This window comes from Epilithonimonas sp. 33E (assembly GCF_059372615.1).
The window spans coordinates 2,517,011-2,539,361 of record NZ_CM182009.1 but is presented as its reverse complement, the minus strand read 5'-3'; the positions used below and the strand labels follow the sequence as shown (position 1 = coordinate 2,539,361).

The following is a 22,351-nucleotide window of genomic DNA, read 5'->3' as shown; positions in this document are numbered from 1 at the left end:
TTTTTAGAAGATAATCGCTTTTACCATTATCAGATAAACCAAAGATACAAAAATCGCAATCACAGCGCCCGATATCACTTCCTGAGGTGTATGTCTTTTCAGAATAATCCGGGTAATTCCAATAACTACAGACAGTAGAAACCAGAAGATTCCAATCATTGGATTAATAGCAAAAAACAGAGCCGCAACATAGATGTTCAGACTTGTATGCATCGAGCTTTTGATGAAAAAATTACTGACCTGCATCAGGATTAGTAAGATGCACAACATCAGAATTGTCCAGTCGATCTCCCGGTGCAGAAAATAATCCACGGCAAGGAAAACAATCGTCGCAACAATGATGAAAATGTACAGAGAGTGGCGCTGTTTCCGGTTAGAAACATCCATATTCGTATAGTTTCCCTTCTTCACATTCCTGTAGATCCAGATTGCGATTGGGATAATCAGCAACAGCAAAATCGGTATAAATTTCTTCGATGCTTCTTCCCAGGTATAATTCCTGTAACTGTAATAGAAAAAGTAGATCACAAGAGAAACCAACGGGTTAAAAAAATTCGAAATAACTTTCGATATTTTGAGAATAAAAGGACTATTGATTTCCATTCAGATAAGTTTCGGCGTCAATATACAAAAAATAAATATTGGGGCGTGTCCCTTTGTTTTTCCACCGCATTTTCCATCGCAGAAAAACAAGCGGGCCGCGCTGTCCGCTGTTATCTTTTTGTTTTTCAGGAACATAGTTCCCAAAAAACAAAAAGGATAGCCGCTGCCATCGCTCACGCACTGCCTCTGGTAGAAAAATTTCCCTTTCACAGAAAATGCGCGCCAATGTGATATTTATTAGGCATTACAAAAATATAATTCTATGCTGACAATAAAAAAGGATTTTTTTCTTATTTTTGCTACATATTTCGAAAAAACAATGAAAGAATTTTCTAAAGAAGTCTACCTTAAATGGTATGAGGAAATGACGATGTGGAGAAGGTTTGAAGACAAATGCCGTTCTCTTTACTTAAAACAAAAAATCAGAGGTTTTTTACATCTATATAACGGTCAGGAAGCGATTCCGGCAGGTTTTACCCATGCAATGGATTTGACAAAGGACAGTATGATTACTGCGTACAGATGTCACATCCATCCAATGGCAATGGGCGTTGATCCTAAAAGAATTATGGCTGAGCTTTGTGGTAAAGCAACCGGAACATCCAAAGGTATGGGTGGTTCTATGCACATTTTCAGCAAAGAGCACCGCTTTTATGGTGGACACGGTATCGTAGGTGGACAGATTCCTTTGGGAGCTGGTATCGCCTTCGCAGACAAATATTTTGACAGAAAAGCCGTTAACATCTGTTTTATGGGTGATGGCGCTGTTCGTCAGGGTTCACTTCACGAGACTTTCAATATGGCAATGAACTGGAAGCTTCCTGTAGTATTCGTTTGTGAGAACAACGGCTACGCAATGGGAACTTCTGTTAAGAGAACAGCCAATCACGAAGACATTTATAAATTAGGATTAGGATATGAAATGCCTTGTCTTCCTATAGATGCAATGGATCCGGAAAAAGTAGCTGAAGCTGCTTACGAAGCGATCGAGAGAGCAAGAAGAGGAGACGGACCAACTTTCATCGAGGCTAGAACATACCGTTACAGAGGTCACTCTATGTCAGATGCCGAGCCTTACAGAACTAAAGAAGAAGTAGCACAATACAAGTTGGAAGATCCAATCGAGATTGTGAAAAGCAGACTTTTGGAAAACAATTGGGCTACAGAACAAGAATTGGAAGCTATTGACGAAAAGTCAAGAGAATTCGTAGAAGAATGTATCGAGTTTATGGAAAGTTCTCCATATCCGGATGCTTCTCAGGTTTACGACTTTATCTATTCTCAACCGGATTATCCTTTCATTGATAAATTAGAAAACTAAAATATTATTAATTTGAATTTAAGAATTTGAAATTTGAATTCAATGAATCTCAAATCTCAAATCTCGAATCTCAAATCTCAAATCAATAAAAAATTATGGCAGAAGTAATTACTATGCCCCGTTTATCGGATACGATGACGGAAGGTAAAGTTTCAAAATGGCACAAAAAAGTGGGTGACGCTGTGAAAGAAGGCGACATCCTTGCAGAAATCGAAACTGATAAAGCCGTTCAGGATTTTGAATCAGAACTGAATGGTACATTATTATACGTCGGAGTAGAAGAAGGAGGACAAGCGCCTGTAGATTCTGTTTTGGCAATCATTGGAGCAGAAGGAGAAGATATCTCATCTTTAATTAGCGGAGGAAGCGCTGCTAGCTTTACACCGGAAGCTCCGAAAGCTGAAGAAGCAAAAGAAGAACCTGCTGCTGAAGAGTCGGCTTCTGCTGATATCCCAGAAGGCGTAGAAGTCATCACGATGCCTAGACTTTCTGATACAATGACGGAAGGAAAAGTGGCGAAGTGGCATAAAAATGTTGGTGATGCTGTGAAAGAAGGTGATATCCTTGCAGAAATCGAAACAGATAAAGCGGTTCAGGATTTTGAGTCAGAATTCAATGGAACATTATTATACCAAGGTGTTGGCGAAGGCGATGCTGCGGAAGTTGATAAAATTTTAGCAATTATTGGACCTGCGGGTACTGATGTTTCTGCAGTAGTTTCCGGAGGTGGTAAAAAAGCTGCCGCTCCAAAAACAGAATCAAAAGCTGAAACCAAAACCGAAGATAAAAAAGAAGCTGCCCCTGTTGCTGCTTCATCAACTGGTGAAAGAGTAGCAATTTCTCCATTGGCTAAGAAAATTGCTCAGGATAAAGGAATTGATTTCTCCGGAATCAAAGGTTCTGGTGAAAACGGTAGAATCGTGAAGAAAGATGTTGAAAACTATCAGCCTTCTGCACAACCAGCTGCTGCGGCATCTGCTCCAAAAGCAGTATCTGCACAGCCAAGTGTAGCATTCACTCCGGGTGAAGATTCTGAAACACCAAACTCTCAGATGAGAAACATCATCGCGAAGAGATTGGCAGAAAGTAAATTCACAGCGCCACATTACTATTTGACGGTTGAAATCAATATGGATAAAGCCATCGAAGCTAGAAAAGAGATGAACAGCGTTCCGGATACGAAAGTATCTTTCAACGATATGGTTATCAAAGCGGTTGCAGTAGCATTGAGAAAACATCCACAAGTTAATTCTTCTTGGGCTGGCGATAAAATTGTTCACCACGGAAATATCAACGTTGGTGTAGCAGTGGCAGTTCCAGACGGATTAGTAGTTCCTGTATTGAAAAATACAGACTTTATGAACTATAACGAAATCTCTGCTGCAGTAAAAGATATGGCTGGAAGAGCTAAAACCAAAGCGCTTAAAGCTAACGAAATGGAAGGTTCTACTTTCTCTGTTTCTAATCTTGGAATGTTCGGAATCGAGACGTTTACATCCATCATCAATCAACCGAATTCTGCAATCTTATCTGTAGGAGCGATTATTGAAAAACCGATTGTGAAGAACGGACAAATCGTTGTTGGGAATACAATGAAGTTGTCTTTGGCTTGTGACCACAGAGTAATCGATGGGGCAACAGGAGCTCAGTTCTTGCAAACGTTGAGAACTTACCTGGAAAGTCCGTTGACGCTTTTATTAGGATAGAATAACTTATTCGAAATATTTATAAAACCTTTCAATTCTGTTGAAAGGTTTTTTTTGTGATTTAATTTAATTTGGGCAGCTTAATCCGCCTTCCGCTCCCAATCTTTTCACTCCACTACGTTGCGTAAAAAGGATTTCCGCTCAAGTCGGGCTGCGTAAGATTCTGTGTTGAAAGTTACTTTAGATTGTGTAAATGTTGCGTAAGGGATGGTAACGGATATCCTTTTTATCTTATGGAATAATGCTAATTTGGATGGGAGATGTTCTTGACAAAAAGATAGTAGTGGACAGGCCGACCCGCTTGTTTTTGCCGAACTGGAAATGTTGATTTTATTGATAAAGTTTGTGAGTAAAAACAAAGGGTTACGCCCAAAAAATTATTATTATGAATGTTGTATTTGATTATCTTTGCATCGTGAAAAAGCTTGGTTTTGTATTTCTGTTTTTAGGTGTTTTTGCGTTTGGTCAGGATCACCTTTCTGGTTTTAATATGATGTCTTTTACGTATAAGATGAATCCGAAATGGATGGCTTATTTAGAACTCCAAACAAGAGCCAGACGCGATTACACGGTGATTGATTACTATGAAACCAAAGGCGGGATCGGGTATAACCTGAATAAAAATAATCAGGCATTTGTTGGGCTTGGAAGATATGGTACTTATGAAAAAATGAAGATCTCTCAGGAGGAATTCAGACTTTGGCTGCAATATACTTTTACGCAAAGATTTGGACGACTGAAACTGGATCACAGAGGCAGGGCAGAACACCGGTTTTTCTACGCCAGCCAAACTGGAGAACATACAGAAGCGAACCGATTCCGTTACAGGCTGAGCGCAACTTTACCAATCAACAAACCAAAAGTTCAGGAAGAAACTTTCTTTATGAATGCTTTTGAAGAATTATTCTTTGGTCCGAAAGACCCGAATTTTAAACGAAACCGGACTTTTGCGGGTTTTGGTTACCAATTCAATCATACATTGTCTGCAACCACGGGTTATATGTTCCAGAGAGAATTTTCCACCAAAGGCAATGATAATTTTCACTTTCTTTATTTTGCGCTCAACTTCACTTTCGATGGAACCGATGACGAGAAGGATATTGTGATTCCTATGGTGGATTAGATAAATTTTTCTCGCTGATTTTAATACTTTTCAGAAAGATAAAGGTACGCCTTCAGATATTTATTGAAACGTTTCAAATCTTTTTCCTGTAATAATTCTGTACATCTTGTTAAGTCCATATTATCTCTTAAGTCATTCAATTTTACAGCAATTGCAAGCGGACTTTTTTCAATTCTTGCAATAAAGGCATCGTAATTCAGATGTTCTTCTTCGCGTTTTGTAAGGCATTCCACAGCTTCCAGGATGTAATCGGGAAAGCCTTTTTCTCTGAGGTATTCGAAGGAAAATTCCGGGTGGTCTTCTACGACGTCGTGCAAAACACCAACAATTTTTTCGTCGATGGTTTTGCCGGCATTCATCACCCGGAAAACGTGTCCCAGATAAGGCGCATCGTATTTGTCGGTTTGTTTTTTATGGGCTTTGGTAGCGATTTTTATAGCTTTGTTGAGAAGTTCGTGGGTGGACATTTATTGTAAAAGTTTAAAACGAAATTATGAAAAGAAAATGAAAAGATGGTGTGAAAAACTCAGTTTTTCACGCCGTTTTTAAATTTAATCCCAATCCATAAATTCTTCATAAACAAAATATGAAATGGCTATGAAAAAAGCATACTTCAGAATTTTCTTCACTATTTTGTAACTTCCGAAAAGAATTGGATTATAAACAGATTTGTCGAATGGTTTGTTTGTTGATTTTTCCATTTTTTTTAATTTTTAATTGTGGTAGAATTTGATTTAAATGATTTTATGATTTGTTGTTTCCAGTCTTCAATGATTTCAAAGTTTGCTTTGTCAGCCTTATCAAAGAAGAAATGCTGATTGATTTCAAGTCCGGAATAGGTGAAAACCCCTTTGTCGGAAGTTAAGGAAAGAGCCTTGTCCATTCCGATGCTTTCATACTCGGCTCTGGATTTTCCGTGAGTGTTGATAATAGTTGTCTGTTTACCTGTAAGAAGCCCTTTTTGCACGCCCTGATCATAACGATATGCAAAACCATAACTGAAAACCCTGTCTATAAATCCTTTCATAACAGCAGGCATCCCTGTCCACCAAATTGGATAGATGAACGTAATATGCTCTGCCCAAGAAATGTAATTTTGTTCCTGTGTTACATCGTCCGCAACTCTTCCCATCCGCTGTCCTTCCATATCTTCCAGCGACAGAATGGGATTAAAATTAAGTTGATTCAAATCGCGGATAATAACTTCGTGTCCGTTATCCCATAAAAACTCAGTAAGAGTCTGTTTGAATTGGCTGTTGATGCTGTTTGGATTGGGATGAGCATAAATGATTAAATGTTTCATTGTCCTATTTTTTATTTTGATAGGACAAAAGTAGAGTGGTGCAAGTTGCTAAAATTGTAAGAAAACGAAATTGATCTTTTTGATTTACAGATATAAATTCTTATTCCTCTTTTGGATTGCAAATATCCTGTTGGAATTTGAGGTAATTTTTAGGACTTAGATTGATGTAGTATTTAAAGTCGTGAATCAATTGGCTCTGGTCGTAATAGCCACATTCATCAACTATTTCAAACCAATCAATTTTTTTTGATGTCGAAATTGAATCTTGAATAAGCCTGATGGATTTTACAAAACGTGAATATCGATTGATTTCTTTGGAAGTATATCCCAGATGCTTTTTTTGATTGAGTTGTATGTTTCTTTCGGTTTGATTTTGCTGGCTTGCGATTGATTTGATTGGATTTAAGTTTTCATCTGTAAAGTTTAACAGTTTCTCTACAATGCTATTTCTCTGTTTCAAATAAGGTTTGCAAAAATCAAGAAGATAATTGATACGATTTTCAGTACTTTCTATTTTATTGAGTTCCGTCCACAAAATGGTAAAGCAATTTTTTTCTAACAAATCATCCGGATTAATAGGAAAATGTTCAGCCATAGCTGTACTGCCGAAGAAACGATAAAAAGAATCATCTTTAAAATTGGCGATCAAAATTTCTGATTGGGGAGGTAACGAATATTCTAAGGATTGTTTTATTGGTCCCAAAACGATACATCTGTCAATCTCAATGTCGTTATTGTTTTTCGAATGAAGTATCGACTTTACACCAAAATCAAATATCAAAATTGTCTGAAATGAAGGCAGCAATGTTTTGGTAATGGTTTCGTCAGAGTTATTTTCTGAAAAATAAAAGTGAGTAAAAATTTCTTCATATTCTGCCGGGACAGATATTCTGAAATTTCTATATTTTTCATTTTCTTGCATTCTATTAAATCCTATTCAAAAATAATCAAAACAAATAAAAAAGCGCCAGTTATTTGGCGCTTTATAATCTTATTTTAAATTATCTTCCTTTCAGTTCATCCAGCAATCTTTCAAGAGAATTAAGATCAGATATCAAAACCTCTCTCGCCTTTGCACCATTGAAACCGCCAACCACGCCAGCCGCTTCCAATTGGTCCATAATTCTTCCGGCTCTGTTATAACCTAATTTCAATTGTCTTTGTAGCATAGATGTAGAACCTTGTTGTGTAGAGATCACAATTCTAGCAGCATCTTCAAATAATGCATCTTTTTCGTTCGGGTCAAAAGCACCAACCGTAGAACTGCCTTCTTCTCCGGAATACTCAGGCAAAAGATAAGCATCCGAATAACCTTTTTGCTCACCGATGAATTCTGCAATTCTTTCCACTTCCGGCGTATCGACAAACGCACATTGAAGACGTGTCAGATCATTGCCGTTAAAATAAAGCATATCGCCTTTTCCTACCAATTGTTCCGCTCCAGGCGAATCCAGAATGGTTTTGGAATCGACCCCGGAAATCACACGGAAAGCAACCCTCGCAGGGAAATTTGCTTTGATCATACCAGTGATAACGTTTACAGACGGTCTTTGTGTTGCAACAATTAAATGTATTCCAATCGCTCTTGCCAGCTGAGCCAATCTTGCAATCGGATGTTCTACTTCTTTTCCAGCGGTCATAATCAAATCCGCAAATTCGTCCACCACCAAAACAATGTAGGGCAAATATCTGTGACCATTTTCAGGATTAAGTTTTCGTTGAGCGAATTTCGCATTGTATTCCTTGATGTTTTTACAGAAGGCATTTTTCAGCAATTCGTAACGGTCATCCATCTCAATACAAAGTGAATTCAAAGTATTAATTACTTTCGCATTGTCTGTGATAATCGCATCTTCTGTATCAGGCAATTTCGCCAGATAATGTCTTTCAATCTTTGAATAAAGTGATAATTCTACTTTCTTCGGATCCACCATAACGAATTTCAGTTCGCTCGGATGTTTTTTATAAATCAATGACGTTAAAATCGCATTGATACCAACAGATTTTCCTTGTCCCGTTGCTCCAGCCATCAAAAGGTGAGGCATTTTTGCCAGATCAGCTACAAACACTTCGTTGGAAATGGTGCGTCCGAAAACGACAGGCAAATCCATATCTGCATTCTGGAACTTTGGAGAGGCCACTACGGAACGCATTGAAACCATCGTTGGGTTTTTTCTGGGAACTTCAATCCCGATTGTTCCTTTTCCCGGCATTGGCGCAATGATTCTGATTCCAAGAGCAGAAAGATTAAGTGCAATATCGTCCTGCAATTTCTTAATGGCTGCCACGCGGATTCCTGCTTCCGGTACGATCTCGTAAAGTGTTACGGTTGGTCCAATCGTCGCTTTTATTTCAGAAATGCCGACGTTGAAGGTTTTCAGCAAGCCAACAATTCTGTTCTTATTTTCTTCGAGTTCGTCTTTATTGATGGTGATTTCCTCGTTGCCATAATCCTTTAATAATTCTACGGAAGGCATTTGGAATTTTGCCAGATCCAGTTTGTGGTCATAGAGTCCGTGCTTTTGCACCAGGTCATCAGATTTTTGTTGTTCTTCAGACGCTGGAAAGTCTTCATCTTTTTTGATTTCCACATTGAAAGCAAAATCATCTTCAGTTTTGACAACCGGACTTTCTACAATTGTCTTTTGAGGCTGAGTGGGAGTAGAAGATAATATGATTGGTTCAGGAACAGATTCTTTAATCGGTTCTGTGATTTCTTCTTTGAATGATGTTTGATTCGGTGTTTTGATAGGTTCAAAATCCTGCGTAACTTTAATATTGCTGAAATCCTGATCTTGATTTGAAGCAGGAGATTGAGAAACAATTTCTTTTTCCAGTTCTTCATCTGCCTCAAATTCTTCATCAGAATCCGGCATCAGACTTTTCAGTTTTCCGAAAGTATTATCATTAATGTCATTCAGCTTATTTTTGATAGAGCTTGGTCTTAAGTTAAATTCCAAAACAAAATATAATGCAAAACTTACCAAAAGAACCATCCAAAGCCCAACGGAACCGATATAAGACTTCAGGTAATCCATGATCTGATAACCGTAAACACCACCTAAAACACCTTCACCGTTAGTCACTGCACCAAAGAAAATCGGTGTCCAGCAAATGAAAAACAAACTGTGAGAAATAGTTTTCCAAGGTTTGAAATAATTTTTTTTAAAAATCAATGTTCCGAAAACAAAAAACAAAAATGCCACCACAAAAGCGGCAACGCCAATGCTCTCAAAAATGAAAAGATTGCCCAGCCAATCACCGATTTTCCCAAATATATTAGAAGACTGTACCGTTTTATCAGCCATTGTTCCTGCTTGGCTTTGGTCGGATTTCCAGTTCATCAGATAAGATACGAAAGAAAGAGCCAAAACTACCGATAAAACGATAAAAGTAATTCCGGAAATAATTCTTGGTTTCGATATGATTTTGCTTGTGCTGGAGGGCGTATTCTGTTCGTTGTTCATTTTCAAAAAATAGTCAATAGTTGCAAATTTAATGTTTTTTCTTTCGGATAAAAATAAAGAAAGGATTTTGTGATAAACTTATTTTTAATTGTCAGGCTAGTAACAAAAAAAAAAATTCCCAGACATATTCAATAAAAATAAAACTATGACAGAGAACCGAATGTTATTATCTAGAATTGCCGGTATGCTTTATTTAATAGTCATTATCACCGGATTGTTCAGCTTGATGTATGTTCCGAAAAATTTGTTCGTCTACGGCAATGCTTTAGAGACGGCTCAAAATATAAGTCAAAAAACCGGCATGTTCAGAATCAGCTTGGCTAGTAGTGTAATATGTTATCTTGCTTTCACATTTTTGGTAATTTTCTTATATCAAATATTACGTACAGTAGATATTTTCGTCGCAAGAGTAATGATGATTCTTGCGTTGATCAGCGTTCCGGTCTCATTTTACAACTTAATAAATAAATATGCTATTCTTGATTTAATTAAAGATAATACATCGGATCTGGCTCAAAAATCGGAAAAAATTATGGAGCTTCTCAATAATTACGATAATGGGATTTTTATTCTTACTATATTCTGGGGGCTTTGGCTGTTACCTTTTGGTTTTTTGATCTTCAGATCAGGATTCTACCCCAAGATTATTGGAGTCTTATTGATGGTCGGATGTTTTGGGTATTTAATTAATTTTTTCGGAAATACTTTATTTGTTGATTATCAAAGTGTTGGTGTTTTACAATATCTCAAGTTATTGCCCACAGTAGGTGAATTCAGTATTTGCTTTTGGTTATTGGTTGTAGGAGCGAGAAAAACAAAAACTTAAAAAATATAAATAAACAATTATGAAAACAGAATTACAAGATCATAAGATCAATATAAAACTTCAACTATCCGCATTATGGACTGGTGTTATGTTTTTATACATTTATGGAGATTATTTTGAGCTGTATGTTCCCGGAAAGGTAAATGGGTTGTTAAACGGTCAGAATATGTTGGATAATCCTGGGAAATTATTTCTAGCCACTGTACTTCTTGCAATTCCTGCACTATTAATCTTTTTAAACCTTATGCTCAAAGCAAATTTTGCCAAATGGCTTAATATTATTTGGGGGCTGTTCTTTAGTGTTTTTACTTTATTAGTCGGGATTTCATCATTATCTGCATGGAAAACGTTTTATGTATTCCTTGCATTTTTAGAGAGTTTGGTAACTGCGATAATTGTTTATAAATCCTGGAATTGGCCAAAGTCAATTTAAATCTTTCTTTTAAATGAAAAAAATCATAAATCGATGTTTTAATTAGCCCAATCAAATTATCATCCTTATTTTTGCGAATCATAACTTTCAGAATGAAAAAGATTCAGGATATTCTTATTTCTACGCGAATGATGGCTGTGTTGTTGCTGATTTTCGCAATTTCTATGGCAGTTGCCACTTTTGTTGAAAACGATTATGGAACGCCAACCGCAAAAGCTCTTATCTACGAAGCAAAATGGTTTGAGGCTATCATGTTTTTGTTGATTCTCAACTTCATTGGAAACATCGGGAGATACAGACTCTGGAGAAGGGAAAAATGGCCGGTTTTGGTTTTCCACTTGGCTTTCATCCTGATTTTCATTGGTGGAGCAATAACACGTTACATCAGTTTTGAAGGAACAATGCATATCCGCGAAGGTGAAACATCTAACGAAATTGTAACAGACAAACATTTTTTCAAAATCAAAATCGAGGAAAAAGGAGAGCAACAGAATTATCATGATGTTCCTTACCTGATGTCACCGCTTCATCACGATTTCAAGGCAACTTATGATTTCCTTGGAAAAGAAAAAATCGTTGTAAAAACCCTTGATTATATTCAAAGAAAAAAAGACAGCCTGGTTGTTGACAAAGCTGGAAAAGAATATTTGCATCTGGTTTCAACCGGTGATATGGGCGGACGTCAGAACATCTATTTGGCAGAAGGTGAGGTTCAGAACATCAACGGGACTTTGGTAAGCTACAACAGAACTGCGATTGAAGGTGCCGTTGAATTTCAGAAAAAAGACGGACAGCTTTACATCAAAACGCCGAGCGATGCTTCTTATATGACGATGGCAACCCAGGCGACGGGAACCACTAAAAAAGATGAATTTCAACCTTTGGCGTTGAGAAGTCTTTATACCATCGACCAGTTGAAATTGGTAATTCCTGAAGGGACGAAACGCGGAAAATTAGTTGCTTACGAAGGCGATAAACAAAAAGATAAAGATGTTCCGGATATGTTGAAAGTAGAAGTTGCCGGGCCGAAGACTAAGCAGGTTGTTGATTTGGTTGTAGAAAAAGGAAACCCGAATAATTACAAGCAGATTCACTTAGATGGTTTGGATATCATGTTAGGATTCGGGCCGAAAATTTATTTCACGCAGCCTTTTGCACTTAAACTGGAGAAATTTGTGATGGAAACTTATCCGGGAAGTTCTTCGCCGTCAGCTTATGAATCTCATGTTAGAATCGTTGATGAAGGAAAAGAAACGCCTTACAATATCTATATGAATCATGTTCTTAATTATAAAGGTTACAGATTCTTCCAGGCAAGTTTTGACCCGGACAGAAAAGGTACCGTTCTTTCTGTCAACCACGATTTCTGGGGAACTTTGATTAGTTATATCGGTTATGCATTCTTGTTTTTAGGAATGTTTGTAACCTTGTTCTGGAAAGGTTCTCGTTTCTGGAGCCTGAATCAAATGCTGAAAACCATCAGCAAGAAAAAAACAGCTGCAGTTCTTTTACTTTTATTAAGTTTTGGGCTTAATGCACAGGAAATCGATATGCACGGCAAAGACGGAAGTCATGAGAATCATTCTCATTCAACTGAAGCAAAACCGGCTCCAGGTAAAAATCCAATGGTTTTGGATGCTGATGAAATGGTAAAAAACATTACAATCAACAAAGAGCATGCAGACAAGTTTGGATCTTTATTAGTTCAAAATTATGAAGGTCGTATTGTTCCTGCAAATACCCAGGCGCTTGATATTTTACATAAATTAACTTCACGTTCCAAATTCCAGGATCTTGATGCCAACCAATGGTTTTTGGCAGCTACAATAGATCCGATGTTTTGGGCTCAGGTCAATATCATTAAAATTGAAACTGCCGGAAAAGTCGGAAAAGACCTCAGAGCTAAAACAAAAGCAACGGATGAAGGTTTTACAAGTTTGATTAAATTATTCCCTGCCGATAAAAATGGTAATCTTCGTTTCGTCCTGGAAGATGATTATAATGATGCTTTCCGTAAAAAGGCGTCTGAGAGAACAAGATATGACGAAGCAGTTATCAAACTAAATGATAAAGTTCAGGTATTGAACGGAATCATGTCTTACCAGTATTTCAGGACGGTTCCTGTTAAAAATGACCCGAATCACACGTGGAATTCTGTAATGACACCTTCTTTTGAACCGGACGAAAATGCTCAGGCTGTTTTAGGGCCATATTTGTCAAGCGTACTTTTAGCAACCCAAGGCGGAAGCTGGGCTAAGGCAGATGCAGAACTTAAAAAAGTAGAAGAGTATCAACAGAAATGGGGTAAAAATGTAGTGCCTTCCGAAACAAAGGTAAAAGTAGAAGTTTTGATGAATCAACTGGATATCAACTTCAAATTATTGATTTTCTACACCATCATTGGTGGCTTGCTTTTAGTTCTAGGGTTTATAGAGTTATTTAAACCAAATAAAATTCTTCATAATGTTAAAAAAGGTATCATTTATATCGGAGCTGTTGGTTATGTCTTACATTTCTTAGGGTTGGTTGCAAGGTGGTATATCTCTGGTCACGCACCTTGGAGTAATGGTTATGAGGCAATTGTCTTTATCTCTTGGGTGGGAATTACAGCAGGCTACGCTTTATACAGAAATGCCAACGCTTTGATTCCTGCAGCAGGATTTTTGGTTGCAGTAATTATGATGGGATTCGCACACGGCGGTTCGGCATTAGATCCACAAATTACACCATTGGTACCGGTTCTTAAATCTTACTGGTTGGTAGTTCACGTTGCAATCATTGTCTCGAGTTATGGTTTTTTCTCTTTATCGATGCTCATTGCAATGATTTCCTTGATTTTCTATGTAATCGCCAATAAAAATGTGTTTAAAAAACATAATGACACAACACTTAAAGAATTGGCAATCGTTAGCGAAATGTCTCTTAATATTGGATTGCTAGCTCTTACTATCGGAAACTTCTTAGGAGGAATCTGGGCCAACGAATCCTGGGGACGTTACTGGAGCTGGGACCCGAAAGAAACCTGGGCTTTCATTTCCATTATGGTTTATGCCTTTGTAATTCACATGAGATTAGTTCCGGGATTGAGAGGCAGATATACTTTCCATGTGGTAACGATGTTCGCATTCTGTTCTATGGTGATGACCTATTTCGGAGTGAATTATTATTTGTCAGGATTGCACTCATACGCCAAAGGCGATCCAATTCCTTTGCCACTTTGGGTTTACATAAGTTTGGGCTATATGCTGACATTGTCAGTAGCGGCTTGGTTTAAGTATAAAAAACTAAATGAAAAACAAGAAAAAAGGACACAGGTAGATCCTTAAGACTTTTTACATAAATTAACCGGACTTTTGATAAGTTCGGTTTTTTTTATTATTTGTATTAAAATAAATTGTATATTTATGATATCAAATTAATATCAAATTAATACATTATGGAAAAAATTGTAAAACCTTTGTCTGGCTATTTGGCGTTAGTAATCAGTCTTGTCCTTTTTGGATTAAGTGTTTTTCTTTTTATTAACGGTGCGAGTAATAGAAATCCCGCTTCTATGTTTTTTGCGGCTATTTCTTTTTTAGCTTTTATCTTTTTTTTGAAAGGCTTAATGATCATCCAGCCGAACCATTCCAGGGTGCTTAGCTTTTTTGGTAAATATGTTGGAACGGTGAAAGATAATGGATTGTTTTTTATCAACCCGTTATATTCGACTCAGAAAATGAGTCTTCGTTCTGAAAACCTACAAGGACAAACCTTGAAAGTGAATGATAAAATGGGTAATCCGATAGAAATCGGCGCTGTAATTGTTTGGAAAGTTGGTGACACTTACAAAGCAGCTTTTGATGTGGAACGTTACATGGAATATGTGAGAATCCAAAGCGAGGCAGCTGTTCGGCATTTGGCAGTAAGCTTTCCTTATGATAATCTAGAGGACGAAAATGCGGAAATTACCTTGCGTGATGGCGGAGATAATGTCAATCATATTCTTGAAAAAGAATTGACAGACAGGCTTTCTACGGCGGGAATTATTGTTCAGGAAGCTAGAATCAGTCATCTGGCTTATGCGTCAGAAATTGCTGGAGCAATGTTACAAAGACAACAAGCAACTGCGATTGTGGCTGCTAGAGCAAAAATTGTTGAAGGTGCTGTTGGAATGGTTGATATGGCATTGAAAAAATTATCTGCGGAAAATATTGTTGAACTGGATGACGAAAGAAAAGCAGCAATGGTAAGTAATCTGATGGTGGTTTTGTGTGGCGAAAAAGCGGCTCAGCCCATTCTGAATGCAGGAACACTTTATAATTAATTAAATCTAGCATTGATGAAGAAGAGTTTTGTTTTACGGCTAGATGATGAGATGTATAAATTGCTGGAAAAATGGGCAGCTGATGAATTCCGAAGTGTAAACGGTCAGCTTGAGTATATCATTAATCAGAGCCTTATCAATTCGGGAAGAAAAAAAGATAAAACGGATAACAAATCAACAGATAAAAAGTAAAGCAATCCAACCGGACTGCTTTTTTATTGTAAAAACTTCTGAATGTAAATCTCTCTTTGCTCATCGGAAATTCCCAGAACTTGATGAATGTAATTGTCGATTGATCCATATTGTTTGTCGATTTCATCAAAAGCCGACTGGAGATAATTCTGTTCAACCCAACTTGTTTTTTCAATAACACCCATATCTAATTTTGGAAATATAAAATGAAAGTTATCAGCAAGATTCAATCTTTTCTGAATAATTTTGCTTCGAAGATTGTTGGATTGTAGGTATTCTTCAAAAATTACGGCATCATCAAATTTTAGAACTTTCAGAATCAAGGCTGTAATTATTCCGGTTCGGTCTTTTCCTGCTGTGCAATGGTAGAGTATTGGTTGATCGGAATTGAGGATTTCAGTAATGATTTTCTTAATGATTTCGGGATTTTCAGAAACATAATCTGTATAAAATTTTATCATTCTTTTATCAGCATCATTCTCACTTATTTTTCCTTTCAAAGCTAGTTGTTTTGCATTTCTCATTTCATCATTTTTATCCTCAAAAGCAGAATAAACTTTATAAATCATATTCTTAGGCAGTTGATCTGGTTCTTTTGCAATTTCCTGCTTTGTTCTAAGATCAATAACTTTGTTTATCTTCATTCTGGTCAATTCATCAAAAGAAGACTTTCTAAGGTTGTGAAGGTTTCCGCTTCGGTAGATTAAACTGTCTTTCAGAATTTTCCCTTCAGAATTTTTAATACCGCCTAGATATCTTAGATTATAAACTTTCTTTATCCCGATGTGATTTTGATTGGAATAGGTTGAAAACTCTGTCTTGGAAGAAGTGTAAGTTTTACAGGAAATAAAAAAGAGGAAAATTAAATAATAGAAATGTCTCATCTTATAAAAACGATTGTAGAACTTAAATATTTTCTAACAAAAAATTCCTGCTTAGAAATAAGCAGGAATTTTAATATTCTAGATGATTAATTATCGTTTAATGACTTTTTGTGTTTCCGATTGACCATCAGCGAAATCGATTTTCATCAGATAAACTCCCGGCTGTAATTTTGAAAGATTAATTTTTGTAGAGTTATCTTCTAACAAGATTTTACCATCTGTATTATAAACAGAAACTTTACTCACTTTTGCAGTTGAATTGATATTGATAAAATCTTTTGCAGGATTTGGATAGACCGAAGATTTTTTTGCATTAGCTTCATCAGTTCCTAATTTGATAACAGTAGAATAAATTGGGCCAACCCAAAGGCTGTTTATGTTGTCGTTAATGCATTTTGACTTAACATACATCTCATATAACCAGTTTTTTGTAAGTTCATTTTTAGAATCTACGGGGATATTTGATATCTGATGAATATCTTCATAGTCTGATGTATATACGTTTTTTCTAGACCAGATTGTTTCCCATTGGTTAGCATTTCCATTCTCTTTCCATGAAATATTAATTTCCTGTCCAACCTGACTTGTAATTTGGAATTGTGTAGGTGCAGCACAAATGATCTGTCCGCTTTTTTGATTCTGTATGTACATAGAAATCGGAAAATAACCCTGCCCGTCTTTAAAAACCGCATCTGGAACATCAATTTTAATAGAATGAGATCCCACCGGAAGATTACCTAACATAACCTCACGATTTGGAACGGCATCTCCTGGACACCAATTGTTCCAGTTCATCCAGTTTCTTAGCGGTTTCACAGTTGTTCCGTAGATGCCATTGCCCTGGGTGTTATATTGTCTGTAGTCTTCACAGGTTTTTCCGCCAGGTTTATATTCATGGATCAACTGATTATCCAGATATACAAAGTGTTGTCTTCTCACGTATTCTTCACCGCCTGAGTTAGAGCCGTGATTGGAAGTAACCAGATATAAAACTGCGTTCTGAACCGGTTGATCCAGTGTGAAGTTTACAATCCTGGTTGTTTGTCCGGGAACATCGGTGGCGTTATAATTATTCAGATTCTGACGATAAGATAAGGGTAAAAAGAAATTCTGTGATGATGTTGCGGTTCCGCTGGTCACAAATTCCAGATTTCCACGGAAAACATCTGTTCTGTCTGCGCAGCCCGATACTTGCGTTTGAGCAGCAGCAGAATAGCCGTCTGCCCGGAATTCAATCCAAAAATCATAACCGGATGCAAGCGAAGTGTCATGTAAAATATTAGATATATTGTCAACCTGATAGCTGTAAGGAACCTGAGTTGGTGAAATATTCTTATTCATAAATGGTGTAATGAATCTTCCAATTTCGATACGCTTGATGTCAGCCTGATTATAAGTATAACTTGTGCTTCCTTTTGGTACAAGAACCAGATTAACGCCGGCAAGTCTGTCATAGTTATCACAAGCGGCAGTTAAAACAATATTCATTTTTACATTGCTTCCGATAGATGCAATTTCGTTATCTGTCAGTTTTCGGGAAATAATGTCCTGTTCATAAGCGTGCAATCGAATGGCTCCGTTTGGGATCTGCGAATATGCTTCAGGAGGTAAAGATTCTCCTGCTCCAAGATAATGATACATGCTATAGAATGGAACATCATTAAAAACCGTTACGTTTTGAGCTCTGAGAAATGGTGCTATTGCAAAGGCTGCAACAACAAATAGTAGTGTTTTCTTCATATTAGATTTATTATTATAACAAATTTAGGAAATCTTTACAGATATGAGTTTTTTAATGGTGTTTTTTGTGATTTTTAGTATGAATATTATTTAATTAGCTTGATTTTTCATAAAGAATCCTGTTATTAATAAAACTTGCTGTTTTCATGGGGAAAAGTTATCTTTAAGAAAAATTACAAATTATGATATACATTGGTTTTATTGTCTTTTTTGGATTAATAACATTATTTGCTTCGTTCTTCACTGTTAAACAGGAAACTGCAGCGATTGTTGAGCGTTTGGGTAAATTTCGTTCTGTGAGACACGCCGGACTTCATCTTAAGATTCCGTTTATCGATCAGATTTCCAAAAGAATGAATCTTAGAATTCAGCAATTGGATGTAATGATCGATACCAAAACGTTGGATAATGTTTTTATCAAAATGAAGGTTTCCGTACAGTATCAGGTAATCAGAACCCAGGTTGGGGATGCTTATTATAGATTGGAGAATCCTCAGGATCAGATTACTTCATATGTTTTCGATGTTGTAAGGGCGGAAGTTCCTAAATTAAAACTGGATGATGTTTTCGTAAAAAAAGATGATATTGCAATTGCCGTAAAAGGAGAACTTCAGGAAGCAATGCAAAGTTATGGTTATGATATTATTAAAGCTTTGGTGACTGATATCGATCCTGACGAACAAGTAAAGCACGCTATGAACCGAATCTATGCTGCTGAACGTGAAAAAACTGCTGCTGAATATGAATCTGAGGCGCAAAGAATCAGAATTGTAGCTGTTGCAAAAGCCGAAGCTGAATCCAAAAAATTACAGGGGCAGGGTATTGCGGATCAAAGACGTGAAATTGCGAAAGGTTTGGAAGAATCTGTGAAAATGCTCAACAGCGTCCAGATTGAACCGCATGAAGCTTCTGCGTTGATTGTTGTAACTCAGCATTATGACACATTGCAATCAATTGGTGCTAATAATAGATCAAATCTTGTTTTGTTGCCGAATACACCAACCGCTGCCAGCACAATGCTCAATGACCTTGTTGCGGCAATGGCTGTTTCCAAACAGATTGATAATGTTGATAATCCAAAACCTAATCGACAAAATCCAAATTTCTTATAAAATGAAAGCCTGATTAATTCAGGCTTTTTATTTGTCGTCCGGATGAAAACCAATGGTTCTTACAGGTTCTTCTTTGGCTTTGTAAGTTTCCAGTTCCTGTTTTAGATCTTCAATTCTTCCTGCAAATCGATCGTAAGAATTATCTTCAGCTTCAGATAGAAACTCCTGAACATTATTGAGATATTCGCCAGTGAGCTTAGAAGCTGATTCTTTTAAACAAGCGTCGAGAATCCCTTGGCTGATCCGGATATTTTCAGTTTTGTTTTTCAAATACAAACTTCTGATTCTTTTTTTGAGACTTTGCGTGAAATCGACCAGCATTGTGTTAGAAAAAACTTTCATTTTTTCTGCAGTTTCTTTCCAGAATGGGATTTGATCAGCCTGATTATATTGTAAAATTTTTAATAATGTCGCATCCTTACTCAGGTTTTTTGTCATATTGAAAAGAAGCATTTCTGCACGTTCCTGTTTGTTCGGAGGGAAAATAGGAATCAGAACATCAAATCTTCCCGGAGCTAAAATCTCAGATTCTATCTCAGCCAGTTCTTTTGCAGAACCAATCATTAGCACATTTTCTTTTTCAAATTTTTCGATGCTGTGAAGTATGCTTTCTTTAACATCTTCGTAATCCTGAATGATGTTTTGATTGTCCTGTTTGAACATCATTATGTCATCAAAATTTTCGAGGAACAATACAACCTTATCCTTTTTGAGCATCTGGGAAAGGTATTCATCAAAGTTCAGCTTTTTATCATTAATCAAAATTGATTTGAGTTGAGACTTCCGAATTTCGAAAAAATCAAAGTCGATCATTTCTGCAATTTTTTTTGCCCAGAAGATTTTACCGCTTCCAGGAGGTCCATAAACTACAATTCCTGCCGCTTTTTGGATACCCCAGTTTTTAGACTGTTCAGGATTGATAAATGGTTCCAGCATATCAGAAATGTAAAAAAATAAATCTCTGTAACCGATGAAATCCCTATGTTTCAGTTCTGTTTTATTCCCAAAATAATTATAAATAAACTGATAATCACCACCAAGCTGATTATCTATCCCAAATGTTGAGATCGACGACCTGTAAATGCCATTATCATAAATATTAGGAAATTGATTTTGAATGATTTGCTCTACTTTTTCTGTAGGCTGATGGATGTTTTCGGCAATCTCGTCTGCTGTTTTTTCTCTATTCAGATCTTCATCATATTTTTTTAGAAATTCTTTATTTTCATCGGCAAATTTTTCAAAAATTTGAGTAATACCGAGATTTGGAGAAAGGCAGTCTGAGATTTCTAGATTGAAATCCTGGATAAACTGCTTGATGCTTTCTTCGGAGATATTTAGTTTTTTAGAAAATTCAGTGATATTTTGAGTCATTTTTAAATCTTTTCAGAAAATTAACAAAAACTATACAAATCGGCGTAACATTTCTATCGGTTATAAGACTTTTATATAAAATATTCTATGGAAAAAATCTTGGAAGTAAAAAACCTGACCAAAAAGTTTAAACACATTGCGGTTAATAATATTTCCTTCGATGTAGAAAAAGGTAATGTTTATGGTCTTTTGGGACCAAATGGTAGTGGAAAATCAACCACTTTCGGGATGTTGCTGTCTACAATCAATCCAACTTCCGGTAGCTGGAAATGGTTTGGAAAAGAAGGAACAGATACGAACACACTCAAAAGAATCGGCGCCATTATAGAACAGCCCAATTTCTATCCTTATCTGAGTGCCGAAAAAAATCTTGAAATCGTTGCCGAAATCAAAGGTGCTCCTAAAAGTAGAATTGATGCCGTTTTGGAAGTGGTTAATCTTCTGGACAGAAAAAAAGATGCGTTTAAAACTTATTCTCTGGGAATGAAACAGCGGCTTGCAATTGCGTCTGCTTTGTTGGCTAATCCGGAAGTTCTGATTTTAGATGAACCAACCAACGGTCTTGATCCCGAAGGAATAATTCAAATCAGAGAAATCATCAACAAGATTGCTAAATCCGGAACAACAATTATTGTGGCGAGTCATCTTCTGGATGAGATCGAGAAAATCTGTTCTCATGTGATTGTCCTGAAACAGGGAACTGCGATCTACTCAGGTTCCGTTGATGCCATGAGCAATACAAAAGGTTTTTTTGAGCTGAAAGCGGATAACATTATGGAGCTTGTTTCCGTGCTGGAATCTTTTGGGATTTTCTCATCAGTAAAAGAAATGGATCATCTGATTATTGCTCAGATTTCTACAGATATATCTGCATCGGAACTTAATAAAAAACTATTTGAAAATGGGATTTCGCTTTCTCATCTTCAGAAGAAAAGAGAAAGCCTTGAAACTCAATTCCTGGAACTTGTAAAACAAAACAACTTATGATACGCCTTTTAAAATTAGAATATCTCAAAAACCTCAATTATGTACCATTTAAGGTATTTGCGGGTTTATATTTTGTCATTCTTGTAGTCCTTTTGTTCATCGGGCTAATTGATTTTGATATTTTTGGACAAACAATCAATCTCAAAGAGCAGGGCATGTACGATTTTCCCGGTGTGTGGAATTTTACGACTTATACGGTTGCATTGTTGAAGGTCTTCCTTGGCTGTATTATTGTCTTTTCAATCTGTCAGGAGTTCAATAACAGGATGTTTAAGCAGAATGTGATTGACGGATTGAGTAAGGAAGAATTTATTGCTTCCAAATTGCTGACAATTCTCGTTTTTACAACTTTTTCTACATTTCTGGTTTTTGTGATAGCTTTTATTTTAGGGAAAAGTTATTCTACAACACAGGATAGTCATTTGATTTTTAAAGAAGTGTATTTTGTTTTCAATTATTTTCTGAAGCTGTTTACATTCTTCTCTTTTCTGATGTTTTTATCCGTTTTGTTCAGGAAGTCGATATTTGTGTTTCTTGGCTTTTTTATGGTGTGGTTTGCTGAGAAAATTATTGGTGGAATAGAGCATATTAGCATTATTAAAAATGTTAACGATATCGAACGCGAAAGACTTTTGAATACACATACTTTCTATTCTGATTTTCTGCCGCTGGAAAGTATGTCCAGACTAATTCCTTCGCCGCTAGTGAGAACAAAACTGGCTCAGATATTTGGCATCGAATTTAAATTTGTTTACCCTTGGGAAAGTGTCATTGCATGTTTGATCTGGGCTACGGTTTTTATTGTAGGCAGTTACTGGATTCTTAAAAAGAAAGATTGGTAGAATTTAATTCAAATAAAACTTATAATATTTTGTAATATAGGTTTTTATTAATTTTATTTAAAGTAAATTTTAATAATTTAAATTCGTTTTTTTTAGTGAATTCAGAAATCATTGGTAAAAATATCAATGATT

20 protein-coding genes are annotated in these 22,351 nt (G+C 36.4%); 11 read left to right on the top strand and 9 right to left on the bottom strand.

The window, feature by feature from the left end; translation table 11 throughout:
* Positions 1-3: 3 nt before the first annotated feature.
* On the bottom strand, positions 4-603 hold the full coding sequence (locus AC5P2S_RS11650; RefSeq protein WP_283418046.1) for a phosphatase PAP2 family protein: 600 nt from the start codon (positions 601-603) through the stop codon (positions 4-6).
* A gap of 319 nt (positions 604-922) precedes the next feature.
* Between AC5P2S_RS11650 and pdhA the strand changes: the two genes are divergently transcribed.
* From pdhA to AC5P2S_RS11635, 3 genes are all read left to right on the top strand, one after another.
* Positions 923-1,924 carry a pyruvate dehydrogenase (acetyl-transferring) E1 component subunit alpha gene (gene pdhA, locus AC5P2S_RS11645; protein WP_283418102.1) on the top strand — a complete coding sequence of 334 codons (1,002 nt, stop codon included), beginning with the start codon at positions 923-925 and terminating at the stop codon, positions 1,922-1,924.
* 95 nt (positions 1,925-2,019) lie between these two features.
* Positions 2,020-3,630 carry a dihydrolipoyl dehydrogenase family protein gene (locus tag AC5P2S_RS11640; RefSeq protein WP_494554957.1) on the top strand — a complete coding sequence of 537 codons (1,611 nt, stop codon included), beginning with the start codon at positions 2,020-2,022 and terminating at the stop codon, positions 3,628-3,630.
* Between the two features lie 385 nt (positions 3,631-4,015).
* The gene (locus tag AC5P2S_RS11635; protein WP_283418048.1) at positions 4,016-4,753 is read left to right on the top strand and encodes a DUF2490 domain-containing protein; all 738 of its coding nucleotides are present in this window, start codon (positions 4,016-4,018) and stop codon (positions 4,751-4,753) included.
* Between the two features lie 20 nt (positions 4,754-4,773).
* Here AC5P2S_RS11635 and AC5P2S_RS11630 read toward each other — a convergent pair whose 3' ends face one another.
* From AC5P2S_RS11630 to AC5P2S_RS11610, 5 genes are all read right to left on the bottom strand, one after another.
* Positions 4,774-5,220, bottom strand: a complete 447-nt coding sequence (locus tag AC5P2S_RS11630) for a phosphohydrolase (protein ID WP_494554956.1) — start codon at positions 5,218-5,220, stop codon at positions 4,774-4,776.
* A gap of 84 nt (positions 5,221-5,304) precedes the next feature.
* Positions 5,305-5,454: a hypothetical protein gene (locus AC5P2S_RS11625; protein ID WP_494554955.1), complete on the bottom strand. Its 150-nt coding sequence runs from the start codon at positions 5,452-5,454 to the stop codon at positions 5,305-5,307.
* 5 nt (positions 5,455-5,459) lie between these two features.
* Positions 5,460-6,056: an NAD(P)H-dependent oxidoreductase gene (locus tag AC5P2S_RS11620; RefSeq protein ID WP_494554954.1), complete on the bottom strand. Its 597-nt coding sequence runs from the start codon at positions 6,054-6,056 to the stop codon at positions 5,460-5,462.
* Positions 6,057-6,156: 100 nt separating this feature from the next.
* Entirely contained in the window at positions 6,157-6,978 is an 822-nt protein-coding gene (locus AC5P2S_RS11615) for an AraC family transcriptional regulator (RefSeq protein WP_494554953.1), read from the bottom strand.
* A 79-nt stretch (positions 6,979-7,057) separates the two neighbouring features.
* The gene (locus tag AC5P2S_RS11610) at positions 7,058-9,523 is read right to left on the bottom strand and encodes an FtsK/SpoIIIE family DNA translocase (protein ID WP_494554952.1); all 2,466 of its coding nucleotides are present in this window, start codon (positions 9,521-9,523) and stop codon (positions 7,058-7,060) included.
* Between the two features lie 184 nt (positions 9,524-9,707).
* On the opposite strand from AC5P2S_RS11610, the gene AC5P2S_RS11605 reads away from it, so the two are divergent.
* From AC5P2S_RS11605 to AC5P2S_RS11585, 5 genes are all read left to right on the top strand, one after another.
* Positions 9,708-10,349, top strand: coding sequence for a DUF4386 domain-containing protein (locus AC5P2S_RS11605; protein WP_494554951.1), 642 nt, complete (start codon positions 9,708-9,710; stop codon positions 10,347-10,349).
* A gap of 19 nt (positions 10,350-10,368) precedes the next feature.
* Positions 10,369-10,782, top strand: coding sequence for a DUF6326 family protein (locus AC5P2S_RS11600; protein ID WP_494554950.1), 414 nt, complete (start codon positions 10,369-10,371; stop codon positions 10,780-10,782).
* A 92-nt stretch (positions 10,783-10,874) separates the two neighbouring features.
* Positions 10,875-14,108, top strand: a complete 3,234-nt coding sequence (gene ccsB / locus AC5P2S_RS11595; protein WP_494554949.1) for a c-type cytochrome biogenesis protein CcsB — start codon at positions 10,875-10,877, stop codon at positions 14,106-14,108.
* A gap of 110 nt (positions 14,109-14,218) precedes the next feature.
* Positions 14,219-15,088 (top strand): SPFH domain-containing protein, encoded by an 870-nt coding sequence (locus tag AC5P2S_RS11590; protein ID WP_283418057.1) that lies wholly within the window; start codon positions 14,219-14,221, stop codon positions 15,086-15,088.
* A 15-nt stretch (positions 15,089-15,103) separates the two neighbouring features.
* Positions 15,104-15,280, top strand: coding sequence for a type II toxin-antitoxin system antitoxin (locus AC5P2S_RS11585; RefSeq protein WP_283418058.1), 177 nt, complete (start codon positions 15,104-15,106; stop codon positions 15,278-15,280).
* A 23-nt stretch (positions 15,281-15,303) separates the two neighbouring features.
* On the opposite strand, the gene AC5P2S_RS11580 is transcribed toward AC5P2S_RS11585, so the two are convergent.
* Together AC5P2S_RS11580 and AC5P2S_RS11575 are read right to left on the bottom strand one after the other, a co-directional pair.
* The gene (locus tag AC5P2S_RS11580) at positions 15,304-16,164 is read right to left on the bottom strand and encodes a tyrosine-protein phosphatase (RefSeq protein WP_494554948.1); all 861 of its coding nucleotides are present in this window, start codon (positions 16,162-16,164) and stop codon (positions 15,304-15,306) included.
* 90 nt (positions 16,165-16,254) lie between these two features.
* Positions 16,255-17,904 (bottom strand): peptide-N-glycosidase F-related protein, encoded by a 1,650-nt coding sequence (locus AC5P2S_RS11575; RefSeq protein WP_494554947.1) that lies wholly within the window; start codon positions 17,902-17,904, stop codon positions 16,255-16,257.
* Between the two features lie 182 nt (positions 17,905-18,086).
* On the opposite strand from AC5P2S_RS11575, the gene AC5P2S_RS11570 reads away from it, so the two are divergent.
* A complete protein-coding gene (locus AC5P2S_RS11570) occupies positions 18,087-19,016 on the top strand; it encodes an SPFH domain-containing protein (protein WP_494554946.1) in 930 nt (309 codons plus the stop codon).
* A 27-nt stretch (positions 19,017-19,043) separates the two neighbouring features.
* On the opposite strand, the gene AC5P2S_RS11565 is transcribed toward AC5P2S_RS11570, so the two are convergent.
* Positions 19,044-20,390 (bottom strand): AAA family ATPase, encoded by a 1,347-nt coding sequence (locus AC5P2S_RS11565; RefSeq protein ID WP_494554945.1) that lies wholly within the window; start codon positions 20,388-20,390, stop codon positions 19,044-19,046.
* Positions 20,391-20,477: 87 nt separating this feature from the next.
* On the opposite strand from AC5P2S_RS11565, the gene AC5P2S_RS11560 reads away from it, so the two are divergent.
* Positions 20,478-21,377, top strand: coding sequence for an ABC transporter ATP-binding protein (locus AC5P2S_RS11560; protein WP_494554944.1), 900 nt, complete (start codon positions 20,478-20,480; stop codon positions 21,375-21,377).
* On the top strand, positions 21,374-22,219 hold the full coding sequence (locus tag AC5P2S_RS11555) for an ABC transporter permease (RefSeq protein WP_494554943.1): 846 nt from the start codon (positions 21,374-21,376) through the stop codon (positions 22,217-22,219). Before AC5P2S_RS11560 ends, AC5P2S_RS11555 begins: the two co-directional genes overlap by 4 nt.
* The last annotated feature ends 132 nt before the right edge of the window (positions 22,220-22,351 follow it).

Bases quoted from the DNA above. Each gene is read 5' to 3' on its own strand.
- AC5P2S_RS11580 (WP_494554948.1), bottom strand. From the start codon at position 16,164: ATGAGACATTTCTATTATTTAATTTTCCTCTTTTTTATTTCCTGTAAA.
- AC5P2S_RS11625 (WP_494554955.1), bottom strand. From the start codon at position 5,454: ATGGAAAAATCAACAAACAAACCATTCGACAAATCTGTTTATAATCCA.
- AC5P2S_RS11630 (WP_494554956.1), bottom strand. From the start codon at position 5,220: ATGTCCACCCACGAACTTCTCAACAAAGCTATAAAAATCGCTACCAAA.
- AC5P2S_RS11585 (WP_283418058.1), top strand. From the start codon at position 15,104: ATGAAGAAGAGTTTTGTTTTACGGCTAGATGATGAGATGTATAAATTG.
- AC5P2S_RS11635 (WP_283418048.1), top strand. From the start codon at position 4,016: ATGAATGTTGTATTTGATTATCTTTGCATCGTGAAAAAGCTTGGTTTT.
- AC5P2S_RS11640 (WP_494554957.1), top strand. From the start codon at position 2,020: ATGGCAGAAGTAATTACTATGCCCCGTTTATCGGATACGATGACGGAA.
- AC5P2S_RS11560 (WP_494554944.1), top strand. From the start codon at position 20,478: ATGGAAAAAATCTTGGAAGTAAAAAACCTGACCAAAAAGTTTAAACAC.
- AC5P2S_RS11600 (WP_494554950.1), top strand. From the start codon at position 10,369: ATGAAAACAGAATTACAAGATCATAAGATCAATATAAAACTTCAACTA.
- AC5P2S_RS11650 (WP_283418046.1), bottom strand. From the start codon at position 603: ATGGAAATCAATAGTCCTTTTATTCTCAAAATATCGAAAGTTATTTCG.
- AC5P2S_RS11615 (WP_494554953.1), bottom strand. From the start codon at position 6,978: ATGCAAGAAAATGAAAAATATAGAAATTTCAGAATATCTGTCCCGGCA.
- AC5P2S_RS11570 (WP_494554946.1), top strand. From the start codon at position 18,087: ATGATATACATTGGTTTTATTGTCTTTTTTGGATTAATAACATTATTT.
- AC5P2S_RS11575 (WP_494554947.1), bottom strand. From the start codon at position 17,904: ATGAAGAAAACACTACTATTTGTTGTTGCAGCCTTTGCAATAGCACCA.
- pdhA (WP_283418102.1), top strand. From the start codon at position 923: ATGAAAGAATTTTCTAAAGAAGTCTACCTTAAATGGTATGAGGAAATG.
- AC5P2S_RS11620 (WP_494554954.1), bottom strand. From the start codon at position 6,056: ATGAAACATTTAATCATTTATGCTCATCCCAATCCAAACAGCATCAAC.
- AC5P2S_RS11555 (WP_494554943.1), top strand. From the start codon at position 21,374: ATGATACGCCTTTTAAAATTAGAATATCTCAAAAACCTCAATTATGTA.
- AC5P2S_RS11590 (WP_283418057.1), top strand. From the start codon at position 14,219: ATGGAAAAAATTGTAAAACCTTTGTCTGGCTATTTGGCGTTAGTAATC.
- AC5P2S_RS11605 (WP_494554951.1), top strand. From the start codon at position 9,708: ATGCTTTATTTAATAGTCATTATCACCGGATTGTTCAGCTTGATGTAT.
- AC5P2S_RS11610 (WP_494554952.1), bottom strand. From the start codon at position 9,523: ATGAACAACGAACAGAATACGCCCTCCAGCACAAGCAAAATCATATCG.
- AC5P2S_RS11565 (WP_494554945.1), bottom strand. From the start codon at position 20,390: ATGACTCAAAATATCACTGAATTTTCTAAAAAACTAAATATCTCCGAA.
- ccsB (WP_494554949.1), top strand. From the start codon at position 10,875: ATGAAAAAGATTCAGGATATTCTTATTTCTACGCGAATGATGGCTGTG.